This window comes from Mesorhizobium sp. M4B.F.Ca.ET.089.01.1.1, from assembly GCF_004022605.1.
Classification (GTDB): Bacteria; Pseudomonadota; Alphaproteobacteria; order Rhizobiales; family Rhizobiaceae; genus Mesorhizobium; species Mesorhizobium abyssinicae.
The window spans coordinates 1-18,868 of the sequence record NZ_RZOS01000072.1 but is presented as its reverse complement, the minus strand read 5'-3'; the positions used below and the strand labels follow the sequence as shown (position 1 = coordinate 18,868).

Here is an 18,868-nt window from a genome sequence, read left to right as displayed (position 1 = left end):
CTTCTATGGCGGCCCGGTGTGGGCCGCGCACAAGGAGGCCGCCAATGCGACGATGATCGATTCCGACGACGTGCTGCTGCTGAAGCCGGCATGGCCGGGCGCCGGGTTCGACCTGTCGAGGGTGCGACGGCCAGCTTGCGACGGGGTCGAAAACCGAAGCGATAAGAAGCGCTTGCCTGGCATTGTTGAGATTCAGATTCATCATTTGCATCCGGGCGCCGAAGCCGACTACGCCGAGCGTTTCGAAACGGATGCCGCCCCGCTGCTCGCGGCGAACGGCGTGCGCCTGCTTGGCGCCTTCATCAGCGAGCATGCGGAAAACAGCTTCCCGCGCCTGCCGGTGCGATCGGGCGAAAACGTCTTTCTCGGCGTCAGCGGCTTCGACCACGAAGACACGCGCCGGCGGTCGCAAACCGCCCTCGCCGCCTTGCCGGCATGGCAGGCGTTTCTCGGTGGGGCGCAGGCAGACCAGACCAGGCCGACGGAAACGTTGCGGCTCTCGCCGACATCGCGATCGCTACTCGGCTAGCCTTGCGGTAATCGCTCCATTCCGGGTGCAGGTGCCGCCCAATTCGATGGCGAGCGCGGCAAGCCTGGCCTGGACGGGCGGACGACGCTTGCTCCAGCCGGTTGCCTGTTCCAGCGCGTAGGAAATTCCAAGCAGCCTATGGTCCTCGTTGGGCCGACCGGCAAGCTGAATGCCGATCGGCAGGCCGCCTTCGGACAGGAAAAGCGGGAGGCTGGCGGCAGGTTGTCCGGTCACGTTGAAGATTTCCGTGAACGGCGCGAAGCCGTAGGCCCGATCCACCCAGGCTGCATAGTCGAACGCGGCGTCATCGCCACGGACAGCGCCAATCAGGGGCGGCAAGTCGGCTGTCGCCGGCGTCATGATCAGGTCGAAGCCGTCGAACGTCCTTGCCATCGCCAGCGATGCCCGATGCTGTCGGGCTGCGCCTTCAAATAGTCGGCGGCCGAGGAGCGGCGGAAACGGTCCAGCGCATGCAAGCTCAGCGCTTCGATTTCGCCGGGCAGAGGCATGCGGCCGATATCGTTGGCCCGCTCGTCGACGAGCAACCCGACCTCCGACATCCAGAAAATGCTCCATTCGGCGCCGCCATCGGCCTCCGGCGGAAAGCGGGCCTGGATCACCTCGTGCCCCATCTCCTCCAGCAGCAACATGGCTTGCCGGAACTTCTCCCCGATCTCCGCCGCCACCGGGGTGCCATCGGGCCGATGCGCCACGCAGGCAATGCGCATGCGCTCGGCCGGCGACGACAGCCAATCCAGATAGGAGGGCACCGATCTCGACACGAAGCATGGCGCGCCCGGTTCGGGGCCGACAGTGATGTCGAGCATTGCGGCAGTGTCACGAACGGTTCGGGAAAGAACATTCTCGACGAAAAGTCCGGCGCCGACCTGATCGCGATAGGGGCCGACGGGATTGAGGCCTCGCGACGGCTTCATGCCGAACACGCCGCAACAGGCCGCCGGCACCCGGATCGAGCCGCCGATGTCGGAACCGTGGGCAACCGGCACCATGCCGCTTGCCACCGCGGCCGCCGCGCCGCCGCTCGAACCGCCCGCCGTCACCGACAGGTCCCACGGGTTCAAGGTCGGGCCGTGAACAACGGGCTCGGTGACGAAGTCATTGGCGAATTCCGGCGTGTTGGTCTTGCCGAGCAAGGTCAAGCCGGCGGTCCGCCAGCGCCTGACGATTTCGCTGTCGGGTTTCGGCGCGGCATCCCTGAAATAGAGTGACGCGTGGGTGGTCGGCCACTCCCGCACATAAACGCCGGTGTCCTTGACCAGGAACGGGACACCGGCCAGCGCCGCCTTCGCATCGCAGTTCCCAGCGGCGGCAAGCGCGCGCTCCGCATCGATCAGCGTCACCGCGTTGATCGCCGGGTTGAGCAATTCGATCGCTTCGATCGCGGCTTCGGCAATTTCGACGGGGGACAGTTCGCCGGAGCGGACGTGGCCGGCCAGGGCGACGGCGTCCGATGCCATGTATTGCGCCAGGTTCATGAGCGCCCTCGCCTCGAAACGGCTCCGCCCATGCGGCTTTGCCCGTTTTCGGTCCGCGTCTGGACGTAATCGGAGATGGTGGCCGCGACGAGCGCCGGATCTTCCCAGTGCGGATTGTGCCCGCAATGGGGCGCGTCCATGAGCTTCGCGGCGGGAATTTCCTCAGCGAGCCGTCGCTGATGGGTTGCGTCGAAGATCGGATCGCGCCCGCCGCCGATGACAAGTGCCGCGACACGTAAGTTGCGGGCGGCGGCGGTGAGGTCCGTTCCGCGTATTTCGTCCAGGATCGCGCGCCAGCGTGACGCCGGCATCGCCGAGGCCTCCTTGGCGGCGGCGGCGAGAAAAGCCTGCGGCACGCCGGGCTGGCAGGCATGCCACCAGGCATAAAAAGGGTCCGCCGGCGATATCGGATCGCTCAATTCCCGCACGCCTGCAACCATTGGATGGCCCGCCGCGAGATCGGGCTTCAGAGTGCCGGCCAGAAGCACCAGCCCGTCGATGAGTTCCGGCTGCCGTGCAGCCAGCTCGAGCGCGATCATGGCGCCCAGCGAATGGCCGATCACAACCGGCCGCTCCAGCCGCAAGCACCGGATCAGCCCCGCGAGATCTCCGGCGAAGTCTCCGATGCCATAGCCCCTTCCCGCCAGCGAGGCGCCATGGCCGCGCAGGTCTGGAATGACCAATCGGCGGCCGGCAAGGTGCGGCGCCAGAAGCGAGAAGCTGCGGCTGGTGTCGGTGAAGCCGTGCACCAACAGCAGCGCCGGTTCCGATCCGGCGAACTCGACATAGGCCATTTCGAGGCCGTCGAGGTCGATGACCCGCTTGCGGCTGGCCCAGGCTTCCTGTTCCGGCCAAGGGGCGAGCGCGGCAGGGCTCACAGGCCGAGCTTTTCCTTGACGGCGGCAAGGCCCGGCTTGCCCTCGAAGGTGGTCACGCCAGCGAGCCAGGCGTCGAGGCGGTCCTTGTTCAGCGTGATCGCCTTCAGTCCAGCCTCCTCGGGCTTCATGCCGTCATTGATCAGATAGCCCATGCCGACATTCTCGAAATCGACATCGAAGGCGAGATTCTTCAACAGCTGCGCGACATTCGGACATTGCTGGAGGTAGCCCTTGCGGACCTGCGTCGTCACCGTCGCTGCGCCAAAATTGGGGCCATAGAACTTGTCGCCGCCGGTCAGATACTTGAAGTCGTACATGGTGTTCATCGGATGCGGCGCCCAGCCCTGGAAGACGATGAACTGCTTTTCCTTGATCTCGTAGCCGACCTCCGAAAGCATGCCGGCTTCGCTCGACTCCACGACCTGCCAGCCGCCGAGGTCCAGCGACGGGTCGGCAATGGCGTCCATCATCAACTGGTTGGATCCGGGCTCGATGCCGTACATCTTCTTACCGAACTTGTCGGCGAACTTGTGCAGGTCCGAGAAGTCCTTGACACCGGCCTCCCAGACATAGGTGGGCACCGCGAAGGTGTATTTGGCGCCATCGAGATTGACGCGCACATTCTCGACCGAACCATCCTTCTTGTAAGGCTCGTAATAGGTGACCATCGCGGGATCCCAGTAGCCCAGGAACAGGTCGAGATCGTTGTTCTTCATGCCCTCGTAGATGACGTTGATGCCGAGCACCTGGCTCTGCGGCTGATAGCCGAGCGCTTGAAGCAGGACGTTGGCGATCCCCGTGGTGAAGGCGAGATCGTTCCAGCCGGGTTCGGCCATGCGAACAGCGCTGCATTCCTTGGACTCGGCCGCCAGGCCCGGTTGCGTCGAGAGCGCCAACACGCAGAGCGCGGCGCCTGCCCCTATCAAGCGATGCATTTCGGTTCTCCTCATTCGCGGTTTGTTGACCAATTGGTTTGTATATTGTCCCATTGGTCAATTCTTGATCTCAGCGGACGAAAATGTCAACCTCGATTCTCGATGCACGGAATTCGCCCTTGAAACTCAAGCGTCTCAGCGACATACGCCGCACGGAGCTGCGGCAGGCGGCCTTTGCCGTGCTTCAACGCGAAGGCATTGCCGGCGCCACAATCGAGAAGGTCGCCGCGCAGGCAGGCGCCTCGAAGGGCATCGTGCTGCACTATTTCAGCAGCAAGCAGGAACTCTTCGAGCATGCGATGCGCGAATCGAACCTCGTCCTGCGCAAGGCCGTGGTGGCGCGGCTGCGGCACGCGCAGACGCCGATGCAGCGGGTGGATGCCATCATCGACGGCAATTTCGAACCGCACCTGTTCCAGCCATCGCTGTGCTATGCCTGGCTGTCGCTCTGCGCCGAGGTGCCGCGCGACGAGAAGCTGGCGCGTATCCAGAAGGTGCTGCATGCGCGCATGCGCTCCAATCTTTTGTCCGGGCTCAGCGCCCTTGCCTTGCCCGAGGACGCCGAGGAGATCGCGCTTGGCGTCACGGCGCTGATCGACGGTCTATGGCTGCGGCTCGGCCTGCAGCCTGGAAGCGTGTCGCGCGAACAGGCGATCCAACAGGTGAAGAGCTATGTCGCGGCGAGGCTGGCCATGCGGGAGCCTGTCCCGGCCGGCGGTTAAGCGCAGACCGTCCCCCAGCCGAAGTTCATACTGTGCGATAGGCCTTCGGCTTGACCGCGCTTGCCCGTCAGCGTTGCACTCGTCGCGCAATGACGGAGGATCCCATGCGACTTCACGGCAAGCGGGCGCTGGTGACGGGCGGATCGGACGGGATCGGCCTGGCGATCTCGGAGGCCTTTTTGCGCGAAGGCGCCGATGTGCTGATCGTCGGCCGCGATGCCGGCAAGCTGGCGACGGCGCGCGACGCGCTGGCAAGCGAGGCGAAGGGTGGCGCGGCGGTCGAAACGCTATCGGCCGATCTCGCGACCGGCGCCGGCATCGATGCGACGGTTGCCCGGGTGAAAGCATCCGGCCAACTGCTTGATATTCTCGTCAACAATGCCGGCGTCGCCTATCTCGTGCCGTTCGAGACGGTCAGCGAGGCGCAGTTCCAGCATTCCTTCGCGCTCAACGTGACGGCGGCGTTCTTCCTGACGCAGCGGCTGTTGCCGCAGCTCGGCGCCGGTGCCTCGATCATCAATATCTCCTCCTATTTCGCCAACAAGATGATCCCGAACCGGCCGTCGAGCCTCTATTCGCTCTCCAAGGGCGCGCTGAACTCGCTGACCAAGTCGCTCGCCTTCGAGCTCGGACCGCGCGGCATAAGGGTCAATGCGATCGCGCCAGGCACGATCGACACCGCAATGCGGCGCAAGTCGATCGAAAACCTGCCGGCCTCCGCGCAAGACGAGTTGAAGGCCCATGTCGAGCGCAGCTATCCGCTCGGGCGCATCGGCCGCGCCGGCGACCTCGCCGGCATTGCAGTGTATCTCGCCAGCGACGAGGCGGCCTGGACCAGCGGCGGCATCTTTGCGGTCGACGGCGGCTACACGGCGGGGTGAATAGCCGATCTCCCCCCTTGTGGGGGAGATGGCCGGCAGGCCAGAGGGGGGCGCTGTCCCGCCAGCGTTTCAGCCCATTGAGGGCCGGATGAAATGGCAGCTCGGATCATCCCAGGTGCCGTGATCCTTCGCGCGCCCCTCTGCCCTGCCGGGCATCTCCCCCACAAGGGGGAGATTAGCTAACTCTTCAACCGATTTGCATCTTCTTCGCCCGCAATCTCCGCTTGATGCCATTTGTGCAACGCGATACGCCGTTGCCGAATTCGACAACCGGAGACCTCCAGTGAGCGCTGAGAAGACCAGAACCGAAACCGACACATTCGGTCCCATCGAGGTCGCCGCCGACCGCTACTGGGGCGCGCAGGCGCAACGTTCGCTGGGCAATTTCAAGATCGGCTGGGAAAAGCAGCCGGCGTCGATCGTGCGCGCGCTGGGCATCGTCAAGCGCGCCGCGGCCGAAGCCAATATGGAGCTGAAGCGGCTCGATCCCGCGCTCGGCAAGGCAATCATCGAGGCCGCTCAGGAGGTCATCGACGGCAAGCTCAACGACCATTTCCCGCTGGTGGTGTGGCAGACCGGCTCGGGCACGCAGTCCAACATGAACGCCAATGAGGTGATCTCCAACCGGGCGATCGAGCTGCTCGGCGGCGTCATGGGCTCGAAGAAGCCGGTGCACCCGAACGACCACGTCAATATGAGCCAGTCGTCGAACGACACCTATCCGACGGCCATGTACATCGCCTGCGCCGAACGCATCGTGCACGACCTGCTGCCGGCGCTGAAGCACCTGCACAAGGCGCTGGAGGCGAAGAGCCAGGCGTTCGCGCACATCATCAAGATCGGCCGCACGCACACCCAGGATGCCACACCGCTGACGCTGGGCCAGGAATTCTCCGGCTATGCCGCACAGGTCGCCTCCTCGATCAAGCGCATCGAGATGACGCTGCCCGGCCTGCAGGAGCTGGCGCAGGGCGGCACCGCCGTCGGCACCGGCCTCAACGCGCCGGTCGGCTTCGCCGAGAAGGTGGCGGACCGCATCGCCGCCATCACCGGCATCGCCTTCGTCTCCGCGCCGAACAAGTTCGAGGCGCTTGCCGCGCACGATTCCATGGTGTTCTCGCACGGCGCGATCAACGCTACGGCGGCGGCGCTGTTCAAGATCGCCAACGACATCCGCTTCCTCGGCTCCGGCCCCCGCTCCGGGCTCGGCGAGCTGTCGCTGCCGGAAAACGAGCCGGGCTCCTCGATCATGCCGGGCAAGGTCAACCCGACCCAGTGCGAGGCGCTGACGCAGGTCTGCGTCCAGGTGTTCGGGAACAACGCGGCGCTGACCTTCGCCGGCAGCCAGGGCCATTTCGAGCTCAACGTCTACAACCCGCTGATGGCCTACAATTTCCTGCAGTCGGTGCAGTTGCTGACCGACGCCTCGATCTCCTTCACCGACAATTGCGTCGTCGGCATCGAGGCGCGCGAGGACAACATCAAGGCGGCGCTCGACCGCTCGCTGATGCTGGTGACGGCGCTCGCGCCGACCATCGGCTACGACAACGCCGCCAAGATCGCCAAGACGGCGCACAAGAAGGGCACCACCCTGCGCGAGGAAGCACTGGCGACAGGCCTGGTCAGCGAGGCCGACTACGACCGGCTGGTACGGCCGGAGGACATGACGCATCCGGGGTAAGCTAGTATCACCGACGTAACCGGGTGAACAATCTGTCGCCACATCGGCATCTTTGGTGAACAGTCTGCCTGCTCTATCTGGGTTGTCATTCCAATCCTCCCGGAGAGAGTCCCATGTCCATCAACACTTCTGTCGCCGGTTCCGGCGTCGCTTCCAACAGCTCCACCACCATCCTGCTCGGCCGCATCCTGCTGGCCGTCATCTTCCTGCTTTCGGGCTTCGGCAAGCTCACCGCGATTGCCGGCACCGCCGGCTATTTTGGCAGCCTCGGCCTGCCGCTGCCGACCGTGACCGCCGTCCTCGTCGGCCTCATCGAGCTGCTCGGCGGCCTCGCCGTCCTCGTCGGCTTCCAGACCCGCATCGTGGCCTGGGTGCTGGCGATCTTCACGGTTGCCACCGGGCTGGTCGCCCACACCGGTTGGGCCGACCAGATGCAGATGATCCAGTTCCTCAAGAACCTCGCCATCGCCGGCGGCTTCATCGTGCTGGCTTCGTCTGGCGCCGGTTCCTACTCGATCGACGCCAAGCGCGGCTGAGCCTTCCCTCTCAAGCTCAGACCTGGGCGGCGCGGAATTTTCCGCGCCGCTTTTTCGTTGTCCTTAGAGCAGCCTCGTTAGCCAATTCCCGTGCGAGCCCCGGCAGCGTAGACTGATCGGCACGCCGGGCCGGAGTCGCCGGCAGGGAGGTGATGATGCCCCGCAACGTGCTGCTTCTCCTGTCCCGGCTGCTGCTTGCCGCCCTCTTCATCCCTTCCGGCTTCCAGGCGCTGGCCAATATTTCCGGCACGACCAGCTATTTCGCCGGTCTCGGCCTGCCGCTGCCGGCGCTCGCAGCCTGGGGCACCGGCCTGTTCGAGCTGATCGCCGGAGCGCTCATCCTCGTCGGCTTCCAGACGCGGATCGTTGCCCTGCTGCTCGCGGCCTTCTGCATCGTTGCCGGCTTCATCGGTCATTACGGCCAGGGCGGCGACGACGCGATGCTCGCCTTCCTGCACCAGCAGATGCTGATGAAGGACATCGCAATCGCAGGCGGCTTCCTGGCGCTGGCGATGGCCGGCGCCGGTGCCTGGTCGGTCGACGGGCGGCTGGTTGGAATCGCAGATCAGCTGACTTGACCAGGCTGGCCAATTGGCCGGCTCGCTCAGGCGCGTTGAAAATTGGCGGCGATGATTTCGCGCCAGATGCGGGTGGGCCTTTTTGGCGCTGCCCACCATTTTCACCGAGACACCCTATTTGACCGAGACGCTTGGCCCATTCTCGACCGCCAGCACCAGCCGGCGATTGGTGATCCTGGCCAACTGCGCCAGCCGACCGGCCGGCCGCTCGCCGTAGAGGTCGGCGAGCGAGGCCGGCAGCACCAGGGCCAGCGCGCCGTTGGGTCGGTTTTCCCATTTCAGCCGGGGCATGATGCCCGGCATCGCCGCCGTCAGCAGGTAGACGACGCGCATCATCGCCGCCAGCAGGCGGGCGCGCTCCAGGATGCGCGGCGGCGCCAGCGCCTTGATCTCGGGGGCGATGCCCTCGTTGAAGACACCGTCATGGCGGTAGGCGCCGGCCAGGGCCAGATAGGCGCGGCCGGGATGGTCGACGCCTATGAAGGAGGCATGCGCGATGATGTTGAGCGACTGCCGGCCGCGATATTCGGGATGCGCGCGCCAGCCGATGTCGGCCAGCAGGCAGGCGGCATGACGGTATCGTGCCTCGTCCCCGGTCTCGTCGATGCCGAAGGCGGCGAAGGCCTTGCCGGTCCACTCGACCAGCTCATGCGCGTGGTGGACCGAGCGCGAGCGCAACAGCGCAAGCTCCTCGGCGGCCGAGATCAGCGGATCGGCCTTCTGTTCGGCTTCGTCGAGCAGCGAATAGAGGAAGCCCTCGCGCACGCCGAGCGCCGAGACGACGATCTTGGACGGCTGCATCGCCGCCATGATCTCCTGCAGCACGACGGCGCCATAGGGCAGCAGCGAGCGACGATTCTTGGAGATGCCCTCGATGCCCCTGACCTTCTCGATCTCGGCCTTCGTCACCTGCTTCAGGAAGCTCAGGGCGCTGTCGGCCGGTATCTCGTAGTGGTGCATGACGCCGAGCGGATAGTTGCTCATCTCCATGTGCAGCCGGGCGAGGTTTCGCCAGGTGCCGCCGACGGCGTAGAAGACCCTGCCCTGCCCGCCCTTCAGCAGCTTTGCCCGCGCCAACTGCTCGCGCGCGATCTTCTGCGCCTGGGCGAGCGAGTTCTTGGCCATGTCCTGCAGGCGCAGGCCGCCAAGCGGCAGGGTGATGCCGTCGCCGATCGCCTCGCCATTGATGTCGATCAGCTCGAGGCTGCCGCCGCCAAGGTCGCCGGCGATGCCATTGGCCGGGTGAAAGCCTGAGATGACGCCGAGCGCCGAATAATGCGCTTCCTGGCGCCCGGAAAGCACCCGGATCTCGGTCTTCAGCACATCCTCTGCGCGGTGGATGAAATCGGGGCCGTTGACCGCCTCGCGCGCGGCGGCGGTCGCCAGCACATACATGTGCTCCGCGCCCGCCTGGTCGGAGAGCGCGCGGAAGCGGCGGAACTCCTCCATCGAGCGGGTCACCGCCTCGGGGTCGAGCTTGCCGGTCGAAACAATGCCACGGCCGAGGCCGGCCAGCATCTTTTCGTTGAACAGCACAGTCGGCGAGCGCGCCAGCCCCTCATAGACGACAAGACGGATCGAGTTCGAGCCGATGTCGATGATCGACAGCGGCCGCCGGTCCTGGAGCCGGCCCTGGGAAGTAGAAATCACGCGGCGCCGTTCTTCTTGCGGCGCTTGAACTGGGCGATGCGCTTGGGCGCATGCGACTTCAGCGCGTCACCCCGTCCGGACAGGCTCGGATTGGTCATGAAATATTCCTGCGCGTTGAACGGTTCCTCGCCCTCCTCCAGCACGACGCGCCGGGAGGTTCCGTCAGCCAATACGTCGAAACTTTGCTGGTTGTCCATGATGTTGCCCAGCATGATCTGGCCAAGCACCTGTTCATGCACAGTTGGATTGGTGATCGGCACCATGGTCTCAACGCGGCGGTCGAGATTGCGCGGCATCAGGTCGGCCGAGGAGATGTAGACGATCGCCTCGTCCGAAGGCAGGCCGTGGCCGTCGCCGAAGCAGTAGATGCGGCTATGCTCGAGGAAGCGGCCGACGATCGATTTCACCCTTATGTTTTCCGACAGGCCCGGCACCTGCGGCCTCAAACAGCAGATGCCGCGCACGACGAGGTCGATCTCGACGCCGGCGCGGCTGGCATCGTAGAGCGCGTCGATGATGATCGGATCGACCAGCGCGTTCATCTTCATCCAGATGCGGGCCGGCCGGCCCTCGCGCGCATGGGCGATCTCGTCCGAAATGTGCTTCAGGATGCGCTTGCGCAGCGTGAACGGCGAGACCGCCAGCCGCATCTCCTCGGCCGGCTCGGCATAGCCGGTGATGAAGTTGAAGAGCTGGGCGACATCGCGCGCGATCGTAGCGTCGGTGGTGAAGAACGACAGGTCGGTGTAGATGCGCGCGGTGACCGGATGGTAGTTGCCGGTGCCGAGATGCACGTAGTTGCGCAGCTTGCCGTCCTCGCGCCGCACCACCAGCGACATCTTGGCGTGGGTCTTCAGTTCGAGGAAGCCGAACACGACCTGGACGCCGGCGCGTTCGAGGTCGCGTGCCCAGCGGATATTGGCCTCCTCGTCGAAGCGCGCCTTGAGCTCGACCAGCGCCGTCACCGACTTGCCGGCCTCGGCCGCGTCGACCAGCGCTCGGACGATCGGGCTGTCGTTGGAGGTGCGGTAGAGCGTCTGCTTGATCGCCACCACTTCCGGGTCGGCCATCGCCTGGCGAAGGAACTGCACCACCACGTCGAAGGATTCGTAGGGGTGGTGGACGACGATGTCCTTCTCGCGGATGGCGGCGAAGCAGTCGCCGCCATGCTCGCGGATGCGCTCGGGAAAGCGCGGATTGTAGGGCGTGAACTTCAAATCGTCGCGCGCGACGGCGACGATCTCGGAGATCTGGCTCAGCGCCAGCGGACCGGTCAAGACGCTGATGCGGCTCGACGAAACGCCGAGCTCGCCGGCGACGAAGTCGCGCAGCGCGGGTGGCATCGACATGTCGAACTCGATGCGGATGACCGAACCGCGGCGACGCCGCTTCAGCGCCGTCTCGAACAGGCGCACCAGATCCTCGGACTCTTCCTCGACCTCGATATCGCTGTCGCGGATGAGGCGGAAGGTGCCGGAGCCCTTGACCTCGTAGCCCGGGAAGAGCTTGCCGATATAGAGGCCGACCGCTTCCTCGAGCGGGATGAAGCGGACATGGTTCTTGCGGTCGGGCAGGCGGATGAAGCGCTTCAGGGCCACCGGCAGGCGCAGCAGCGCGCTCATCTCCTCGCCGTTCTTGCGGTGGCGCAATTGCAGCGCCATCGAAAAGCCGAGATTGGGGATGAACGGGAACGGGTGCGCCGGGTCGATCGACAGCGGGGTCAGCACCGGGAACACCTGATCCTGGAAATGTTCTTCCAGCCAGGCCCTCTCGTCCTTGGTCAGCGCGTCGCGAGTGATGCTCTCGATGCCTTCCTTGTTGAGCAGCTGCATCAGCGCCGACAGGCTTTTCTGCTGGTCCTCCTGCAGGCGCTCGACCTCGCGCAGCAATTGTTCGAGCTGCTGCTCCGGCGTGCGGCCGTCCGGGCTCTTGAGGGCGATGCCCTCGCGCACCTGGCCGGCGAGGCCCGCGACGCGGACCATGAAGAACTCGTCGAGATTGGCGGCCGAGATCGACAGAAAGCGGACCCGTTCGAGCAGCGGATGGTTCCCATTCAGCGATTCTACCAGCACGCGGCGGTTGAACTGCAGCCAGGAGAACTCGCGATTGACGAAACGGTCTGGATTGCCGGCTTCCGGGCTTGCCGCCTCGATGGTGATGAATTCGCTTTGCACCGGCTTCAGTTCGTTCATGATTCCTGCTCTTGCCCCTGCCCCGGTTTCCCTGAACATCCTTGTGGCGCCAGGCACTACGCCTGGCTGCAAAAATGCTCCAGCCGGTTAACCGGCTCAACTTATCCTCTGACAGGCTTTTGCGACAGTTTCATTTCATCGATCTTGCAAAGAGGCCGGTTATGATCCAGATGCAACTGGCCGAAAGCAGGCCGAGACCAAATTGGAGACGACGATGGCAGGCGGTTCCATTCCCCATTTCCAGAACGATGCGGGCCATCCGGCGATCGACATCGGCGTCAGGGAATTCATGTGCACGGGCGCCAACCCGCCTTTCGACCATCCGCATGTCTTCCTCGACATGGGCGACGACAACGAGAAGGTCTGCCCCTATTGCTCGACGCTCTACCGCTATTCGTCGAAGCTGAAGGCGACGGAAACGGTGCCGCCGGGCTGCCTCTATATCGACCAGGCAGCCTGACACTTTCGCGACACATCTGATGAACGACGCGCGCTCCCGGCAAGTCGTCATCGCCGGAGCGGGTATCGCCGGGTTAACCGCGGCCATTGCGTTCGCCGAACGCGGCTGTCCCGTGCAGATTTTCGAACAGGCGCCGCGGCTGGAGGCCGCCGGCGCCGGCATCCAACTTTCCCCCAACGCAACGCGCATCCTCAGGCAGCTCGGCGTGCTCGATCGGTTGCGGCCGCATGCCGTGCGGCCGGAGGCGGTGGTGCTGAAGGACGCCGCGACGCTCAGTGAACTGGCGCGGGTGCCGCTGGGGCAAGCCGGCGAGAGCCGTTGGGGTGCGCCCTATCTCGTCGCCCACCGTGCCGACGTACAGGCGGCGCTGACAGCGCAGGCCGCGGAGTGCCGCGACATCGAACTCGTCACCGGCGCACGAGTAACAGGCCTTGCCACCGGGCCGCAAGGCGTTGCGGTGACGGTCGAAGCGGACGGGCGCAGGATCGAGGCCAGCGGCCAATTGCTGGTCGGCGCCGACGGCGTCTGGTCGTCGCTTCGCGAAAAGCTCGCCGTCATGGAGCCGGGCTTCGGCAAGAGCCGCTTCTCGGGCGAGCTTGCCTGGCGCGCGACGGTCGCGGCTGAAAGTGCCGCCGGAGAAGCCTTTGCAACGGTCGGCGGCACGGACTGCGTCACCCCCTTTCTGCATCCTGGCTTCCACCTGGTGGCCTATCCGGTGAGCCAAGGCAGCGCCTTCAGCCTCGCCGCCTTCACCAGGGGCGAGCGCATCGCCGAAGGCTGGTCCGGCCGTGCCGACCCGGCCATCCTCTCAGGCGCCATGCGCGGCACGGCGCCGGCGCTGGCAAGGCTTGTCGCGCAGGCCAGTCCGTGGACGGCGTTTCCGATCCATACCGTCGCCCAGCAGCGCTGGACGACGCCAGCCGGGATCGCGCTCATTGGCGACGCCGCGCATGCGATGACGCCGTTCGCGGCGCAGGGCGCCGCCATGGCAATAGAGGACGCCGCGATGCTTGCCGGCATGGTCGCCGACTTCCCCGACGATCCAGGGCAGAGCCTTGCCGTCTGGGAGAACCTGAGGCGGCCGCGCATCGCGAAGGTACTGAGGCGCGGCGCGCTCAACCGGCTTGCCTGGCATGCCCGGGGGCCGGTGGCGATCGCGCGCAACCTGGTGCTGGCGACGCGGCCGGCGGAGAAGCTCGCGGCCGATCTGGACTGGCTCTACGGGTGGGAGGCGCGGAAGGTGGTGCGGCGTTGACCGCCTTAGTGGGCGATCGCAATTGCGATCGGCTGGCGGGACAGCGCGAACGAATGAGGCGCTCATGATTGGCTTCAATCATACAACCGCATCGACCACCCCAGCGACACGGGCAGCGGGTTCCACCAGCCGGTGCGCAGGCCGGCGGTGCGCAGCGCGGCTGCCGTCCAGGTGTTGCAGCCGACCAGCGCGTTGAAATGGCCGTTGGCCTCGTAGAAGCGGTCGAAGCGGGAATAGCCGGTATTGTCGATGGCCATCGGGCCGTTCGGTCCCTGCCGGAAGCTCGCCGCTATATAGTCGAGCAGCGCTGAGAAACGATCGTCGTCGATGTCGAAACCGGCGACATCGGGATGCGGTTCGCTGATTGCGCCGGCGACATCGACATGCATCACCGAGGCGTCGAGCGTCAGCGCCTTGAGGACCGGCACCGCCTTCAGCTCCGACCACGTCGGCGTTTCCAGGTAGAAGGCACGGCCGCCCCAGCCGAAGACGATGTAGCGCACCTCCGGCACGTCGGCCGGAATGCCGGCATCGGTGAGGAAATGGAAACGCCGGCGCACCTCTTCATCGACGGGGATGGCGATGTCAGTGTGGATCGGGTTGCTCAGCACCAGGATGCGCCTGCTGCCCTCGCCCGCTGCGGCCGCCGGCCAAAGCGGGCGCGGCACCAGCGTACCGAGCGCCGCGGTGAGCGCGAACGCGGCCAGCAGGCCAACAAGGAAACGCCAGAACCTTCTCATCGACGACACCTTTGCGGCCTCACGACGGATCGCCTCGGCCCGTGCATATGAAAAAAGCCCGGCCGCATTGCGGCCGGGCTTCTGCGTTCGATATGGGAACCGCTCAGTGCAGGATCTGCGACAGGAACAGTTTCGTGCGCTCGTGGCGCGGATGGTCGAAGAACTCGGCCGGCGTGTTCTGCTCGACGATCTGGCCCTGGTCCATGAAGATCACCCGGTTGGCGACCTTGCGGGCAAAGCCCATCTCGTGGGTGACGCAGAGCATGGTCATGCCTTCCTCGGCCAGACCCACCATCGTCTCCAGCACTTCCTTGATCATTTCCGGATCAAGCGCCGAGGTCGGCTCGTCGAACAGCATGATGCGCGGGTTCATGCACAGCGAGCGCGCGATCGCCACGCGCTGCTGCTGGCCGCCCGAAAGCTGGCCCGGATATTTGTTGGCCTGCTCAGGGATCTTGACGCGCTTGAGGAAATGCATGGCGATTTCCTCGGCCTGCTTCTTCGGTGTCTTGCGCACCCAGATCGGCGCCAGCGTGCAATTCTCCAGAATGGTCAGATGCGGGAACAGGTTGAAGTGCTGGAACACCATGCCGACCTCGCGGCGCACCTCGTCGATCTTCTTCAGATCGTTGGTCAGTTCCTTGCCATCGACGATGATCTTGCCCTTCTGGTGCTCCTCCAGCCGGTTGATGCAGCGGATCATGGTCGACTTGCCGGAGCCGGACGGGCCGCAGATGACGATGCGCTCGCCGCGCATCACCTTGAGGTTGATGTCCTTCAGCACATGGAACTCGCCGTACCATTTGTGCATGCCGACGATGTCGATGGCGACGTCGGTCGTCGAGATGTGCATCTTCTTGGCATCGACCTTGAGGTCGTCCGCGCTGACGGCGTTTTCGGTGGTCATGGCCAATTCCCCTTATCGTTGTCTTTGATGCATGTCGTTACCCCAAAACCGCAATACACTCTTGGGCGACATGCATCAGCGTTTGTAGCCGGTGTCGAGCCGGCGCTCCGTGTACATTGAATAGCGCGACATGCCGAAGCAGAACAGCCAGAACACGAAGGCGGCGAACACCAGGCCGGATTTCGCGGTCTGCGGCGTCGCCCAGTTGGCGTCGGAGAAGTTCTGCTTGACGACGCCGAGCAGGTCGAACATCGAGATGATCAGCACCAGGCTGGTGTCCTTGAACATGCCGATGAAGGTGTTGACGATGCCGGGAATGACCAGCTTCAGCGCCTGCGGCAGCACGATCAGGCCCATCTTCTGCCAGTAGCCGAGGCCGAGCGAATCGGCGCCCTCATACTGCCCTTTCGGAATCGCCTGCAGGCCGCCGCGCACCACCTCCGCCATATAGGCGGCGGCAAACAGCGAGACGCCGATCAGCGCCCTCAGGAACTTGTCGAAGGTGACGCCCTCCGGCAGGAACAGCGGCAGCATGACGCTGACGAAGAACAGCACCGTGATCAGCGGGATGCCGCGCACCGTCTCGATGAAGATGACGCACAGCATCTTGATGATCGGCATCTTGGAGCGCCGGCCGAGCGCCAGCACCGTGCCGAGCGGCAGCGAGACGGCGATGCCGACGAAGGACAGGCTGAGCGTGACCAGCAGCCCGCCCCACAGCGAGGTCTCGACAGGCGGCAGGCCGAACACGCCGCCGAGCAGCAGGAAGAACGAGACGATCGGCAGAACCAGGAACAAGAGGATGGCGTTCAACCCCTTGCGCGGCACGCGCGGGATCAGCATCGGCACCAGCAGCGCCACGAACAGGATGGCGACGAGGATCGGCCGCCAGCGCTCCTCGATCGGATAGCGGCCGAACATGAACTGGCCGAACTTGGCGTTGACGAAGGCCCAGCAGGCGCCGCTCCAGCCGTCCGGCTGGATGCCGCCCTGCGCGACGGTCGCGCAGACGGTCCGATCCGGACCCGTCCACTGGGCGTTGAGCAGAGCCCAGTTGATGACCTGCGGCAGGATCCAGGCGACGATGAGAATGCCGAGGATGGTCAGGATGGTGTCGCCGGGGGTGGCGATCAGGTTCTTGCGCACCCAGGCATAGAGCCCGCGTTCGCTCGGCGGCGCCGGCTGGGCGAGAGCCATCTCGGTACGCACCCAGGACATATCATGTTCCTGCATGGTCCTACCTCTCCACCAATGCCATTCTGGCGTTGACGACGTTCATGACCGCGGAGGTCACGAGGCTCAGCACCAGATAGGCGATCATCATGATCAGCACGCCCTCGACCGCCTGGCCGGTCTGGTTGAGCACCGTGCCGGCGGTGGCGGTGAGATCGGGATAGCCGATGGCGATCGCCAGCGAGGAGTTCTTGGTCAGGTTGAGATACTGGCTGGTCAGCGGCGGGATGACGATGCGCATGGCCTGCGGCACCACGACCAGCCGCAGGATCGGGCCCGAGCGCAGTCCCAGCGCCCCGGCGGCCTCGGTCTGGCCTCTGCTGACGCCCCTGATACCGGCACGCACGATCTCGGCGATGAAGGCCGCCGTGTAGCAGGACAGCGCCAGATAGAGCGACAGGAATTCCGGCTTGACCTGGAAGCCACCTGTCAGGTTGAAGGTCGATTGCTTCGGAAAATCAAAGCTCAGCGGGAAGCCGCTAAGCGCGTAGGCAAGCAGCGGCAGGCCGGCGATCAGCGCTATCGACGTCCAGAACACCGGGAACTGCTGACCGGTCACCATCTGCCGCTGGCGGGCCGTGCGGGCGACGAACCACGCCATGGCCAGGCCGACGAGGAAGGCGACCAGGATCAGCCAGGAGCCGTCACCCCAGATGGCGCGCGGAAAATAGAAGCCGCGCTGGTTGAGGAAGGAGCCGAAGGGCAGGTTGTAGCTCTCGCGCGGCGGCGGCAGCACGGCGAGCACACCGGAATACCAGAAGAAGATGACCAGCAGCGGCGGGATGTTGCGGAAGATTTCGACATAGACCGTGCAGATCTTGCGGATCAGCCAGTTCTGCGAAAGACGGCCGATGCCGACGACGAAGCCGATGATCGTGGCGGTGATGATGCCGGCGACGGCGACGATGATCGTGTTGATCAGCCCGACGATGATGGCGCGGCCATAGGTCGAATCCGACGTATAGGCGATCGGCGTGTCCGAGATATCGAAGCCGGCCCGCCCCTTCAGGAAGCCGAAGCCGGAGGCGATGTGCAGGCGTGCCAGATTGTCGATGACGTTCTGCACGATCCACCAGACCGAGCCGAACAGAATGACGATGACCAGCGTCTGGAAGAAAAGGCTGCGTACCTTAGGGTCATTGATGAAGGAAGCCCTGCTCGGCTCCTCGCGAAGGATTTCCTGCGATGCCATGCGACCGTCCCCTGGAAAGAGAAACCGGGAGGCAGACAGCCTACCTCCCGGATCACATTTCGATCAGCGGATCGGCGGAGCGTATTGCAGACCGCCTTTGGTCCAGAGCGCGTTGATGCCGCGCGCGATCTTGAGCGGGCTGCCCGAGCCGACATTCTTCTCGAACACTTCGCCGTAATTACCGACAGCCTTGACGATGTTCACGACCCAGTCGTTGGAGACGCCGAGATCGGTGCCGATCTTGGTGTCAGCCTCCTGGCCGAGCACGCGCTTGATCTCGGGGTTGTCGGAGGCCTTCATCTCCTCGACATTGGCCTTGGTGATGCCGAGCTCCTCGGCGTCGAGCAGCGCGAAATAGGTCCACTTGACGATGTGGTACCACTGGTCGTCGCCCTGGCGCACGGCTGGGCCGAGCGGCTCCTTGGAGATGATCTCGGGCAGCACGACATGGTCGGCCGGCGAACCCAGCGTCAGGCGGATGCCGTAGAGGCCCGACTGGTCGGTGGTGTAGACGTCGCAGCGACCGGCGTCATAGGCGGCGTTGACCTCTTCCAGCTTCTCGAACACGACGGGGTTGTACTCCATCTTGTTCGACTTGAAGTAGTCGGCGAGGTTGAGCTCGGTCGTGGTGCCGCTCTGCACGCAGACGGCGGCGCCCGAAAGCTGCAGCGCCGAGTTCACGCCCGGCAGCTTCTTGGCGTTGATCATGAAACCCTGGCCGTCATAGTAGGTGACGCCGATGAAGTTCAGACCAAGCGCGGTGTCGCGATTGATGGTCCAGGTGGTGTTGCGCGACAGGATGTCGACCTCGCCCGACTGCAGCGCGGTGAAGCGCTCCTTGGCGCTGAGCGGCGTGAACTTGACCTTGGAGCCGTCGCCGAAGACGGCGGCCGCGACGGCGCGGCAGAAGTCGGCGTCGATGCCCTGCCAGTCACCCTTGTCGTCCGGCGCCGAGAAGCCGGCCAGACCGGTGGAGACGCCGCACTGGATGAAGCCCTTCTGC

At 64.9% G+C, this 18,868-nt stretch carries 19 protein-coding genes; 8 read left to right on the top strand and 11 right to left on the bottom strand.

Features of this window, described 5'->3' with window-relative positions; genetic code table 11:
- On the top strand, positions 1-529 hold a 529-nt coding region (locus EN780_RS10160), incomplete at its 5' end, for an NIPSNAP family protein (RefSeq protein WP_128273492.1).
- Here the strand turns inward: EN780_RS10160 and EN780_RS10155 are convergent.
- Genes EN780_RS10155 through choX form a run of 4 tightly spaced genes read right to left on the bottom strand, consistent with a single transcriptional unit; the run spans position 518 to position 3,838 of the window.
- Positions 518-922: an amidase family protein gene (locus EN780_RS10155; RefSeq protein WP_189556471.1), complete on the bottom strand. Its 405-nt coding sequence runs from the start codon at positions 920-922 to the stop codon at positions 518-520. The two genes, EN780_RS10160 and EN780_RS10155, sit on opposite strands and share 12 nt — an antisense overlap.
- Positions 892-2,025, bottom strand: a complete 1,134-nt coding sequence (locus tag EN780_RS10150) for an amidase (RefSeq protein WP_128273488.1) — start codon at positions 2,023-2,025, stop codon at positions 892-894. The genes EN780_RS10155 and EN780_RS10150 overlap by 31 nt, the downstream gene beginning before the upstream one ends.
- Positions 2,022-2,903, bottom strand: a complete 882-nt coding sequence (locus EN780_RS10145; protein ID WP_245499917.1) for an alpha/beta hydrolase — start codon at positions 2,901-2,903, stop codon at positions 2,022-2,024. The genes EN780_RS10150 and EN780_RS10145 overlap by 4 nt, the downstream gene beginning before the upstream one ends.
- On the bottom strand, positions 2,900-3,838 hold the full coding sequence (gene choX, locus EN780_RS10140) for a choline ABC transporter substrate-binding protein (protein ID WP_128273486.1): 939 nt from the start codon (positions 3,836-3,838) through the stop codon (positions 2,900-2,902). The genes EN780_RS10145 and choX overlap by 4 nt, the downstream gene beginning before the upstream one ends.
- Before the next feature lie 83 nt (positions 3,839-3,921).
- On the opposite strand from choX, the gene betI reads away from it, so the two are divergent.
- The 5 genes from betI to EN780_RS10115 all read left to right on the top strand — a co-directional run bounded on the left by betI (position 3,922) and on the right by EN780_RS10115 (position 8,236).
- On the top strand, positions 3,922-4,560 hold the full coding sequence (betI, locus tag EN780_RS10135) for a transcriptional regulator BetI (RefSeq protein ID WP_128273484.1): 639 nt from the start codon (positions 3,922-3,924) through the stop codon (positions 4,558-4,560).
- Positions 4,561-4,664: 104 nt separating this feature from the next.
- A complete protein-coding gene (locus EN780_RS10130; protein ID WP_128273482.1) occupies positions 4,665-5,441 on the top strand; it encodes an SDR family oxidoreductase in 777 nt (258 codons plus the stop codon).
- Positions 5,442-5,724: 283 nt separating this feature from the next.
- Entirely contained in the window at positions 5,725-7,122 is a 1,398-nt protein-coding gene (fumC, locus tag EN780_RS10125) for a class II fumarate hydratase (protein WP_128273480.1), read from the top strand.
- Positions 7,123-7,235: 113 nt separating this feature from the next.
- Complete coding sequence (locus EN780_RS10120; RefSeq protein ID WP_126055158.1) at positions 7,236-7,658, top strand: DoxX family protein; 423 nt, start codon at positions 7,236-7,238, stop codon at positions 7,656-7,658.
- Positions 7,659-7,813: 155 nt separating this feature from the next.
- On the top strand, positions 7,814-8,236 hold the full coding sequence (locus EN780_RS10115) for a DoxX family protein (protein WP_128273494.1): 423 nt from the start codon (positions 7,814-7,816) through the stop codon (positions 8,234-8,236).
- 114 nt (positions 8,237-8,350) lie between these two features.
- On the opposite strand, the gene ppx is transcribed toward EN780_RS10115, so the two are convergent.
- Both ppx and EN780_RS10105 read right to left on the bottom strand, forming a co-directional pair.
- Positions 8,351-9,886, bottom strand: coding sequence for an exopolyphosphatase (ppx, locus tag EN780_RS10110; protein WP_128273478.1), 1,536 nt, complete (start codon positions 9,884-9,886; stop codon positions 8,351-8,353).
- A complete protein-coding gene (locus tag EN780_RS10105; RefSeq protein ID WP_128273476.1) occupies positions 9,883-12,078 on the bottom strand; it encodes an RNA degradosome polyphosphate kinase in 2,196 nt (731 codons plus the stop codon). Before EN780_RS10105 ends, ppx begins: the two co-directional genes overlap by 4 nt.
- A 214-nt stretch (positions 12,079-12,292) precedes the next feature.
- Here EN780_RS10105 and EN780_RS10100 point away from each other — a divergent pair, with 214 nt between their 5' ends.
- Both EN780_RS10100 and EN780_RS10095 read left to right on the top strand, forming a co-directional pair.
- Positions 12,293-12,538, top strand: coding sequence for a zinc-finger domain-containing protein (locus EN780_RS10100; RefSeq protein WP_127284742.1), 246 nt, complete (start codon positions 12,293-12,295; stop codon positions 12,536-12,538).
- 19 nt (positions 12,539-12,557) lie between these two features.
- Positions 12,558-13,793 carry an FAD-dependent monooxygenase gene (locus EN780_RS10095; protein WP_128273474.1) on the top strand — a complete coding sequence of 412 codons (1,236 nt, stop codon included), beginning with the start codon at positions 12,558-12,560 and terminating at the stop codon, positions 13,791-13,793.
- 74 nt (positions 13,794-13,867) lie between these two features.
- Here the strand turns inward: EN780_RS10095 and EN780_RS10090 are convergent, their stop codons facing one another.
- The 5 genes from EN780_RS10090 to EN780_RS10070 all read right to left on the bottom strand — a co-directional run.
- The gene (locus EN780_RS10090; RefSeq protein ID WP_128273472.1) at positions 13,868-14,533 is read right to left on the bottom strand and encodes a TIGR02117 family protein; all 666 of its coding nucleotides are present in this window, start codon (positions 14,531-14,533) and stop codon (positions 13,868-13,870) included.
- Positions 14,534-14,636: 103 nt separating this feature from the next.
- Positions 14,637-15,440: an amino acid ABC transporter ATP-binding protein gene (locus EN780_RS10085; protein ID WP_127284739.1), complete on the bottom strand. Its 804-nt coding sequence runs from the start codon at positions 15,438-15,440 to the stop codon at positions 14,637-14,639.
- Between the two features lie 75 nt (positions 15,441-15,515).
- Positions 15,516-16,673, bottom strand: coding sequence for an amino acid ABC transporter permease (locus tag EN780_RS10080; RefSeq protein WP_127284738.1), 1,158 nt, complete (start codon positions 16,671-16,673; stop codon positions 15,516-15,518).
- Positions 16,674-16,677: 4 nt separating this feature from the next.
- The gene (locus EN780_RS10075; protein ID WP_127284737.1) at positions 16,678-17,865 is read right to left on the bottom strand and encodes an amino acid ABC transporter permease; all 1,188 of its coding nucleotides are present in this window, start codon (positions 17,863-17,865) and stop codon (positions 16,678-16,680) included.
- Between the two features lie 63 nt (positions 17,866-17,928).
- A partial coding sequence (locus EN780_RS10070) for an amino acid ABC transporter substrate-binding protein (RefSeq protein ID WP_133372593.1) occupies positions 17,929-18,868 on the bottom strand: 940 nt, incomplete at its 5' end.